This is a genomic window from Streptomyces sp. NPDC059455, from assembly GCF_042750115.1.
In the GTDB taxonomy this organism is placed as follows: Bacteria; Actinomycetota; Actinomycetes; order Streptomycetales; family Streptomycetaceae; genus Streptomyces; species Streptomyces endocoffeicus.
This window is the reverse complement of the sequence record NZ_JBHYVB010000041.1, coordinates 35045-40670: the sequence shown is the minus strand read 5'-3', so window position 1 is coordinate 40670 and position 5626 is coordinate 35045. Positions and strand designations below refer to the sequence as shown.

3 protein-coding genes are annotated in these 5626 nt (G+C 70.2%); 2 read left to right on the top strand and 1 reads right to left on the bottom strand.

The window, feature by feature from the left end:
- Positions 1–123 precede the first annotated feature (123 nt).
- Positions 124–576 (bottom strand): hypothetical protein, encoded by a 453-nt coding sequence (locus tag ACFXB5_RS17225; protein ID WP_385208274.1) that lies wholly within the window; start codon positions 574–576, stop codon positions 124–126.
- Positions 577–859: 283 nt separating this feature from the next.
- Between ACFXB5_RS17225 and ACFXB5_RS17220 the strand changes: the two genes are divergently transcribed.
- On the top strand, positions 860–4576 hold the full coding sequence (locus tag ACFXB5_RS17220) for a hypothetical protein (RefSeq protein ID WP_385208272.1): 3717 nt from the start codon (positions 860–862) through the stop codon (positions 4574–4576).
- Between the two features lie 233 nt (positions 4577–4809).
- On the top strand, positions 4810–5626 hold an 817-nt coding region (locus ACFXB5_RS17215; RefSeq protein WP_385208269.1), incomplete at its 3' end, for a methyltransferase domain-containing protein.

The window sequence follows — 5626 nt, the reverse complement described above, 5'->3', positions numbered from 1 at the left end:
AATCTCCCCCACAAACCCTCTGTCGCCTCTCTCCTCGGGGGGGTGTCTAGTCCGGGTGGGGGGCGCGCGGCGGCGGCGGCGCCCCCCCCCCGCTGCTCCGGGATTGGTGCACGTCGGCCGCGGTCAGATGCCCTTGCCGCAGTACCAGGAGGCGTCGCCCCAGCTGAGGTTGGCGATGCACACGCGGGACTTGTAGCCCGTGTGGTCCCAGTAGTAGCCGGTCGAGTCCTTGTCGCTACCGTTGTCCGGGACGATGTGCTGATCGGAGATCATGTTGTAGGCCCCGCCGTTGTGCTCGCGCTCCAGGATCATGGCGCAGCGGGTGCCGTTCCAGGACTGGACGAGCCCCTGGGCGAACCAGTGACCGTCGGTCTTCTTGGTGTTCATCCAGCCCTTGCAGGCGCCCCGGGTGACAACCGAGTCGGGCTCGTATCCGTCGATGTGGACGCCGTGCCGTGCCGACGCGACGGTCACCGGCCGGTCCGTATTCACGGCGTGAGCCGGAGCCGCCAGTGCGAGTCCGCCGGCCAGGGCCGTAGTCACCGCCGCCAAGGCAATGCTCTTGTGTGTGTTCACGATCTTGTCCTCTCTTCCTGAGCCAGGCCCCGATGGCCGCTGCCGTACGGATGCGGGCGTTGCCCACCCCCGTGGAGCTGCGTCCGTGATGCGTACGGCGCCGCCGTGGGGCGTTGCGCTTTCGAGTTCACCGGGGCCGGAATTGTTCGGCACCCCTGTTCCACCACCCCGATCAATGAGGTCAGGGCCGTGGCAGGTGATGTGCTTGCCGCCGCTTCGGCCGGTGCGTAGCTTGGCGGCGGTCAATCCGCCTCCGGGGGGAGGCGAGAGGGGGGAGTGACCGATGGCGGGGCGTCCTGAGAGCCCGCTGGACCCGAGCGCGGGTCCGGCACAGCGGTTGGCGTCCGAGTTACGGAAGCTGCGGACGGAGGCCGGAAGCCCCACCTATCGAGCCATGGCCGCGCGCACCGGCCACGGGGCGAGCACCCTGTCCGAAGCGGCGGCAGGGGAGCGACTGCCGACCCTCCCGGTGATGCTGGCCTACGTGGAGGCTTGCGGCGGCGACCTCGAGGAATGGGAAGAGCGCTGGCGGCAGGCGACCGCGGAAGAAGCCGCCGAGCCACGCTCCGACGACGCGGCCGAGCCCCCGTACCGGGGGCTGGCCCGGTACGAACCGGACGACGCCGCCCTGTTCTTCGGCCGCGACCAGCTCATCGACGACCTGCTGCACCTGACCGCCCAGCACCGGATCACGGCGGTGGTCGGCGCATCCGGCAGCGGCAAATCCTCGCTGCTGCGCGCCGGCCTCATCCCCCGACTGCGCACCACCGACAACCCTGACTTACGCCCGGCCGCCCTGCGGATCATCACCCCCGGCGCCCACCCCCTGCCCGACCACGGGCGGCGACTCGTTCCGAAAGAGGGCGAAGAGGCGGACACCTGGCTGGTCGTGGACCAGATGGAAGAGCTCTACACGCTCTGCGCCGACCCGGCAGAACGCACCCGGTTCATCGACCGCCTCCTGAACGCCCAGACCCCCGACAGCCGACTGCGGGTACTGATCGCCGTACGAGCCGACTTCTTCGGACACCTGGCCGGCCACCGCCCCCTCGCCGACGCCCTGCGCGACGCCACCCTCCTGGTCCCGCCCATGAACCGCGACGAACTCCGCGAAGCCATCGTCAAGCCCGCCCAAGCCGCACGGCTCATCGTCGAACGCACCCTGACCGCCCGCATCATCGACGAAGTCGACGGCGAACCCGGCGCCCTGCCCCTGATGTCCCACGCCCTGCTGGAAACCTGGCACCGCCGCAAAGGCCGCGCCCTCAGCCTGACCGCCTACGAAGCGGTCGGGGGCATCCACGGCGCCGTCGCCCAGACCGCCGAAGACCTCTATACCGACCTGTCTCCCGACCAGGCCGCCTGCGCCCGCCGGATCCTGCTGCGCCTGGTCACCCCGGGAGAAGGCGCGCAGGACACCAGGCGGCCCGCACCCCGGGAAGAACTGGAGACAGCCACCTCGACCGCTACCGCCACCTCCGCCGCTACCGCCACCTCCGCCGCTACCGCCGCCGTACTGGAGCGGCTGGTGAAGGCGCGACTGGTCATTCCCGACGGCAGCACGGTGCACCTCGCCCACGAAGCCCTCATCGCCGCCTGGCCCCGGCTACGGAAATGGATCGACGACGCCCGCGAACGCCTGCGCCTGCACCGCCAGCTCACGGAAGCCGCCTACAGCTGGCAGACCCTCGGCCGCGATCCCGGCGCGCTCTACCGGGGCACCCGACTCGCCGCCGCCGAGGAAGCCTTCCCCGTCACCGACGCGAACGGCGACCTCACCCCACTGGAAGATGACTTCCTCACCAGCAGCTCCACCGCCCGCCACCACGAAGAGCAGGCAGCCGCCCGCACCACCCGACGCCTGCGCCAGTTCACCACCACCTTGTCGATCCTGCTCGTCCTCGCCCTGACCGCCGGACTGATCGCGTGGCAGCAGTACCGGACCAGCGAGCAACAACGGCACCAGGCGATCACCGCCCAGCACGTTGCGCTCTCCAGACAGCTGGCCGCACAGTCGACCGGCCTTCTGTCATCCAACCCTGACCTGGCCTCTCTCTTGGCGGTCCAGGCATACCGGATCAGCCCCACAAAGGAAGCCAGAGCTGACCTGTTCGCTGTCGCGGATCTTCCCCTCGAACGACGGTTCACCGGGCACACCGACTACGTGTCGTCGGTGGCGTTCAGTCCGGACGGCCGTACTGTGGCCAGCGGCAGCGACGACATGACCGTACGGCTGTGGGATGTGGCGACGGGCAGGCCCCGCACGACCCTCATCGGGCACACCGACACCGTGAACTCGGTGGCGTTCAGTCCGGATGGCCGCACTGTGGCCAGCGGCAGCGACGACAAGACGGTCCGGGTGTGGGACGCGGCGACGGGCAAGCTCCGCGTCACGCTCACGAATACCGACTACCTGTCGTTCGTGGTGTTCAGCCCGGACGGCCGAACTCTGGCCAGCGGCGTGGGAAACGACGCGGTGGGGACGGGCGGGAAGGTCCAGCTGTGGGATGTGGCGACGGGTAGGCTCCGCACCACCCTCCGGAATGCCGACTACACGACGCCGGTGGCGTTCAGCCAGGATGGCCGCACTGTGGCCGGCACCGACGGCACGACCGTGGGGCTGTGGGATGTGGCGACGGGTAGGCTCCGCACCACCCTCGCGAACAACTCCGAGGGTCCGGTGGCGTTCAGCCCGGACCGTCGCACCCTGGCCAGCGAATCGGACGGAAGCGTTCAGTTGCGGGATGTGGCGACCGGCAGGCTCCGCACCACCCTCCGGGACGCTGACTATGCGACGCCTGTGGCGTTCAGCCCTGATGGCCGCAGTGTGGCCGGAGCCGGTGGCGACGGCACGACCGTGCGGTTGTGGGACGCGGCGACGGGCAGGCTCCGCACCACCTTCATCGGGCACACCGATACCGTGAGCTCGGTGGCGTTCAGCCCGGACGGTCACACCTTGGTCAGCGGCAGCGACGACAAGACAGTGCGCCTGTGGCGCCTGACGACCAGCAAGAGGCTGCGCACCACCGTGCACGAAGGAGCCGAAGTGGAGTCGCTGGCGTTCAGTCCGAACGGCCGCGCCTTGGCCGGCGCCGGTGGCGACGCAAGGATTCGGTTGTGGGACGCGGCGACGGGCAGGGCCCGGGCCACTCTCACCAGCCATACCGATGCCGTGCATTCTGTGGCGTTCAGCCCCAACGGCCGCACCCTCGCCAGCGGTGAGGAGAACGGGAAGATTCGGTTGTGGGGTGTGGCGTCCGGTAGGCCCCGCACCAGCCTGCCCGGAAGGGCCGAAGTGGAGTCGGTGGCGTTCAGTCCGGACGGCGGCACCTTGGCCGGCGGCGGCGCCGACCAGGCGATTCGGTTATGGGATCTGGCGTCCGGCAGGCTCCGCGCCACCCTGACCGGGCACACCGCGACGGTGACGTCGGTGGTGTTCAGCCCGGACGGCCGCACTGTGGCGGGCGGTAGCGACGACACGACCGTGGGGCTGTGGGATGCGGCGACCGGCAGACTCCGCAGCACTCTCACGAACATCGATTCCAGTGGGCCGGTGGCGTTCAGTCCGGACAGCCGCGTCCTGGTCAGCGGTGGGATGGACGGGAAGATTCGGTTGTGGAACGTCGCGTCCGGCAGCCCCCGCACCGTCCTGATCGGGGATACCGCCTCTGTGACGTCTGTGGCGTTCAGCCCGAACGGTCGCTTCCTGGCCAGCGGTGACGAGGATGGAAAGATCCGGTTGTGGGACCTGGCGACTGGTAAGCCCCGCGCCACTCTGACCGGGCACACCCAGTCGGTTGGAGCGGTGGCGTTCAGTCCGGACGGCCGTACCCTGGCCAGCGGCAGCGACGACAAAACAGTCCGGCTGTGGGATGTGTCTCTCCCCGACCCAGCCTCCTCCATCAGGAAGGTCTGCCGAGCCGTCCATAGGTCCTTCACCGCAAGTGAAAGGTCGCTCTACCTGCCAGAACAACCCACTGCCCCAGTGTGCCGATCATGAGGCGCGCGACTCGGCTCGGGCGGGCCTCTAGTGGTGAGCCCTATGGTGATGAGGGGTGCGGCCTGGACGGGGTGGGCCGTCTGGCTGGTGGGGAGAGCGTTGATGTCGCGGATCATCCGGGGCCGAGACGATGGCGGAAACAGTGACAAGCTGCCTGGGCAGCCCTACCCCGGCCCGCATCCGCCGCCGACGCCCGACGGTGGGCCCGGTGTGCCGAACCCGCCCAAGGTCGCATGACGTTCGAGGGCATCGCTCGGGCCGAGCGGGCCGCGTTGGGGCGGGTGCTTCTCGGTGCGGGGGTGATGGGGGAGGACTGGGCGCCGACCTTCGCCGCTGTTGACCGGGCCGCGTTTCTGCCGGAGTTGATGTGGCCGTTCGACACGCGGACACAGGGGGCCGTCGCCGTCGACAAGGCCGGGGAGCGGGATGCCTGGTTCGCCGCTGCCGACAGCGATGCGCCCATCGTGACGCAGTGGGACGACGGCGAGCACACCGGTCCCGAGCCGGGGCGGGTGTCGACCAGTTCGTCCTCCATGCCCTCCGTCGTTTACGCCTTGCTGCGGGCCCTGGCCGTGGACGAGGGCATGGCCGTGCTCGACGTGGGCACCGGCACGGGGGAGACGGCCGGGGCGCTGGCGCATCGTTGTGGTGGCCGTAAGGTCACCACGGTTGAGGTGGATCCCGCCGTGTCGCGTCATGCGCGCCAGCGGCTGGGCGCGGCCGGGCTGCGGCCGGATGTCGTGCTCGGTGACGGCGCGAAGGGCTGTGCGGGCAACGCACCGTATGACCGGGTCCTGGCCACCGTCGGCCTCCGGGAGATCCCCGGAGCGTGGATCGAGCAGACGCGGCCCGGGGGCCTGACCGTCGCCCCCTGGGGCACGCATTACACCCATGCGGACGCCGTGGCCCGGCTGGTGGTGCGCCGGGACGGGACGGCGTCGGGGCGTTTCACCGGCCCCGTCGAGTTCATGAAGTTGCGCGGCCGGCGGGCGTCGCCCCCCCCCCCCCCACCGAACGCCAATGCCGAGGGCGGGGGCGCCGATAATTACT